This is a genomic window from Cellvibrio sp. BR, assembly GCF_000263355.1.
Taxonomy (GTDB): domain Bacteria; phylum Pseudomonadota; class Gammaproteobacteria; order Pseudomonadales; family Cellvibrionaceae; genus Cellvibrio.
The window spans coordinates 436471-440274 of the sequence record NZ_JH668202.1 but is presented as its reverse complement, the minus strand read 5'-3'; the positions used below and the strand labels follow the sequence as shown (position 1 = coordinate 440274).

The following is a 3804-nucleotide window of genomic DNA, read 5'->3' as shown; positions in this document are numbered from 1 at the left end:
GAAGACGTTTTACAAAAAGCTAGTCGAGCAGGGTAAGCACAAGAAGGTTGCGCTTACAGCCTGCATGAGAAAAATGATGACAATTTTAAATGCTATGGTACGAGATAATTGCGAGTGGCAAGCTAACTAGATTTGCGTTACAGGTATTGATTTTCTACCACAGTCGATTGTTAGCTTGCTTTTGGCTACTTGTACAATGTGCCTTGGGCGCAGCCACCCATTGTGAATTTTCCGGCTGCATAGGAGCAAGGCTCAAAGACAACATTTGTACCAGACTTCCAATGCTTATAAAATTCTTTTACTGCCCATTCAAACTCCGCATCAGTCTCTCCTCCTCGACAAACCAACTGAAATACTAGCTTTATGTCATTTTTTTCATTTGAAATGATATTCGCCCACTTCCAAGGAGAATCATGCGCATCAACTTTAAATTCGTTCAGAAATCTATTCATGTCAAAAGGGTCAGCCTCACTGCACTTTTGCATAAGGTCAATCTTTGTTTTTAGGTTATATACATCCAGCTCTCTATTGATGGTCATTGCCTTTTCAGTAATGCGAAGCGCTTCTGATGGATCTTTGTTGGTAAACGTTGACGATGACATAAATAAAATTTCAATTATTCTACCCGCAGCTTTACTATGCCCTCCTTCCGCAGCCTTAGTTAAATACTCCATTCTTTTGTCTTCGTAATAATTTCCCAATAGAAAACTAGCATTAATGTCGCCCGTATTAGCCAACTTTTCTATGACTGGCTTGTACTCTTCTCGTGAGGATTCACTTCTTGGATTAAAATTTGACTCGATATCGATAGACTCAGCTGATTTTTCAGGCTCTACCGCAAACGTAAAAAGCGGAATTGCCAACAAAATTGATAGTAAATTCTTCAAGATTTATTCCTTTTTAAAAACTGTCCAGCGCAGGCACGAAGTGCCGGAGCGGTACTGCAACGACTTGTATGTGATTTTAGTTTCTGCTTCGTATTTCTGAAATTTTCAATTCAATTAGCCACCTACCAAACCTAGCTAGCATACCTCCAAAAAAAGCAATTGTGGGAAAGCTCAGTAGTGCTACGCCTAGCCCATCTCCTGGACTTCCGTTACTGCTCTGCTGCAATAAAAAATATTCAGCCCATATTGCAATAAGAGGCAACCCTATGATTGCAGAGCTGATCCAATACCATTTCCATGTTGGAATTAATAAGGGTATTAAAAATAATGATAAGCACGGAAGTAATATAAACAATGCAAATGACATTTAGCACCAATTTCCTTATGAAAAAAATAAAAAGTTATGCGAGGCGATATTCTATTGCAATTCCCCAGCATAACGCCGTGCTCAACGGCAGTTTGTAAGTCACGGTTTTGTGGATTATTTTTGCGCAGCAAAACCACAAAGCCGTGACTTACAAACTGTCCAGCGCACGAAGTGCGCGAGTTGCTACGCTTTGTTAGAACCTTATTATTTCAACTTCATTGCTGCCATTTTCTATAAACCAAACCTTGGCCAAGTTTAATACTTCTTCAAGTGGTTCATCTTCATGACTAGTTGTGGTTATGTGATGCTCGTTGACTGCACGCGTGGGATCTGTGATAAATAAATCCATTGCGAGCTCCCATTCAGAACAATACTTACCAAACGCACAAAAAAGCACAATTTCCCTACTGAAAAGGTCAGCCAAAAGATATTCATATGCTTCAGAATATTCTTCGTCAGTGATGAGCACTACTTTTTTTGGCTCCATGATTCCTTTGCTCTAACGCCGCTTACAAACTGTCCAGCGCACGCAGTGCGCGGGTTGCTACGCTTTGTTAGGCCTTTTGTTTTTTAAGAATTTGCTAACTATAAAACCTGCCCCAACACCAATGCATGCGGATATGAAACCGGCAGCGCCACCTACGTAGAAAGAAATAGGCCAAAATGAAGCCCCGCCACCTTCGTATGGGCGGAAAAACTCTGCATAAATAACAAAAGCTGGCATTACCATACTTGCAATAAATATTGCTGTTACTGCCCGGTTCAACTTTAAAAACAAAGCGAGCGCAACGACGGACGTAAATGCTATTGCGATGAAAGCTTCCACTTTTGCATTCTCTAAAAAGTGATGCTCAGTTTGTTTAGCACTAATAGCCAGCCTAACGCTTAGTTAATGGGCAGTTTGTAAGTTGCGCTTGTGATAAACTTTCAGCACCAACAAACTAAATGCGCGACTTACAAACTGTCCAGCCGCGCAGCGGCGTGTTGCTGCGACTTGTTAGCCACATACAAACTGGCACTAATAATGAAATTCCTTTGTGATTTTTGGCAGCCCTAACTTTCTACTTAACTCAATGAATTCAGCCTCACCAAGTGGGCCTTTCGTAATTTCATTGGCATTTTTGTATGTGTTGTCTTTACCTTTTTCCAGATAGAAATAAGCGATTTCTTTAGATGCCTTATTGGATTGCTTAACAACGATATATTGACTATTACTACCTACAGCCACAACATTGGGCGGTACACGTTCTACAAAACCACTTGCACCGACATTTAGGTTTAATGAAAGCCCTAGGGTGTCGATCCAGATAATTTCGTACTTTTCGTCACGCCATTCTGTTCCAGAATCGCACCCGGAAAGAAAAAGTGCTAAAAATAACAGAAGGCATTTCTTCAATTTTATTTTCCCTGGCTAACGTTCGGTTCAACCGCAGTTTGTAAGCGGCGTATTTACGATAAACTTCGCGCAGCGATTCGCTAAATGCGCTGCTTACAAACTGTCGAGCGTAAGCGCGAAGCGCTGTAGCGGCGTTGCAACCGCTTGTTAGGTGACGCTTTAAGTGAGCACTAATTACAACAAAAGCTTTCAACCTAGTATTAATTTTATTAAAGACCCCGCTATGGCCACCAAAATTGCTATATAAATTTTGGAAGCATGCGCCCTATAAATTGTTTTAAATGGGTTTTTATACTCAAGAGCTTTTTCATACCCAGCCTTTTTGAAACTAAAGTTTGCCGAACTATGCTGAGTAACATGACCACGAGCTACTGCCTCTTGAACCCAAAAGTTAATATTGGATGAGGTTACCCCGTTTTGCTCTACTAAAAGCTCTCTGATTTTTTGCGAGAGTGGTGCGATTGATATGGCCGAAAACCTATACCTTTCTAGATTTTGAATTTCATAGCCATTTTCTTCTGCGTATTCTTCAAGAAGAGCTAATAAAAATTTCTTTTCATTATATGGCACACGCTTTGATTCCATTTTTCACCTAACGTTGCGGTAACCGGCAGAATTTAAGTAGGTTTTTTGTGTAAATATTTTACGAAGTAAAACCACAAAAAAGCTACTTAAATTCTGTCCAGTGGAGCGAAGCGGAACGGAACTGTGTTTGACCGCCTTGTATGATTGATTTAACCCGTTTTCTTATCATTCTTAAAGCGATAAGGTGGAGCCCATACCTGCAGCAACAGGTATTCAGCAAGGTAGCCCGGTGCAGCACTGGCGCAGAGTAATCTAGCCCGTTAACAAGCGTGGGCACCTTGCTGATTCTACTTTTAACTCGAACAGTCGAATGGGCTCCGAGCCCGAATGTAGCAAGGGTGAGTTATGAATACAACTACCGCCGCACACATTGATCGCAGTGAAAGAAATGTAGGAATCGACATTGGAAAAAGCACACTGGATATTTGCATTTTCGAGCTCTATGTTTATTTGCAGTATCCCAATACCACAGAAGGGATTCGTGAATTAATCAAAAAGCTATCGCGTTACAACCTCACGCGCATTCTGGTTGAGGCAACCGGTGGTTACGAAAGAGGTTTGGTGGAAGC

At 41.1% G+C, this 3804-nt stretch carries 6 protein-coding genes and 1 pseudogene; 2 read left to right on the top strand and 5 right to left on the bottom strand.

Features of this window, described 5'->3' with window-relative positions; translation table 11 throughout:
- A pseudogene (locus O59_RS22045) lies at window positions 1–130 on the top strand (IS110 family transposase); the annotation flags it as partial.
- Window positions 131–185: 55 nt separating this feature from the next.
- Here O59_RS22045 and O59_RS12200 read toward each other — a convergent pair.
- The 5 genes from O59_RS12200 to O59_RS12180 all read right to left on the bottom strand — a co-directional run bounded on the left by O59_RS12200 (window position 186) and on the right by O59_RS12180 (window position 3235).
- The gene (locus O59_RS12200; protein ID WP_007643086.1) at window positions 186–887 is read right to left on the bottom strand and encodes a hypothetical protein; all 702 of its coding nucleotides are present in this window, start codon (window positions 885–887) and stop codon (window positions 186–188) included.
- A gap of 560 nt (window positions 888–1447) precedes the next feature.
- Entirely contained in the window at window positions 1448–1741 is a 294-nt protein-coding gene (locus tag O59_RS12195) for a hypothetical protein (protein ID WP_040392323.1), read from the bottom strand.
- 57 nt (window positions 1742–1798) lie between these two features.
- The gene (locus O59_RS12190; RefSeq protein ID WP_040392320.1) at window positions 1799–2080 is read right to left on the bottom strand and encodes a hypothetical protein; all 282 of its coding nucleotides are present in this window, start codon (window positions 2078–2080) and stop codon (window positions 1799–1801) included.
- A gap of 192 nt (window positions 2081–2272) precedes the next feature.
- The gene (locus O59_RS12185) at window positions 2273–2650 is read right to left on the bottom strand and encodes a hypothetical protein (protein WP_040392317.1); all 378 of its coding nucleotides are present in this window, start codon (window positions 2648–2650) and stop codon (window positions 2273–2275) included.
- A gap of 189 nt (window positions 2651–2839) precedes the next feature.
- A complete protein-coding gene (locus O59_RS12180) occupies window positions 2840–3235 on the bottom strand; it encodes a hypothetical protein (RefSeq protein ID WP_040392314.1) in 396 nt (131 codons plus the stop codon).
- A 345-nt stretch (window positions 3236–3580) separates the two neighbouring features.
- Between O59_RS12180 and O59_RS12175 the strand changes: the two genes are divergently transcribed.
- Window positions 3581–3804 (top strand): transposase (locus O59_RS12175; RefSeq protein WP_198284793.1); only part of this gene is annotated, 224 nt, incomplete at its 3' end.

What these genes read in the sequence shown, in the direction of transcription:
- O59_RS12195 (WP_040392323.1), bottom strand. Translation starts at nt 1,741, where the DNA reads ATGGAGCCAAAAAAAGTAGTGCTCATCACTGACGAAGAATATTCTGAA.
- O59_RS12180 (WP_040392314.1), bottom strand. Translation starts at nt 3,235, where the DNA reads ATGGAATCAAAGCGTGTGCCATATAATGAAAAGAAATTTTTATTAGCT.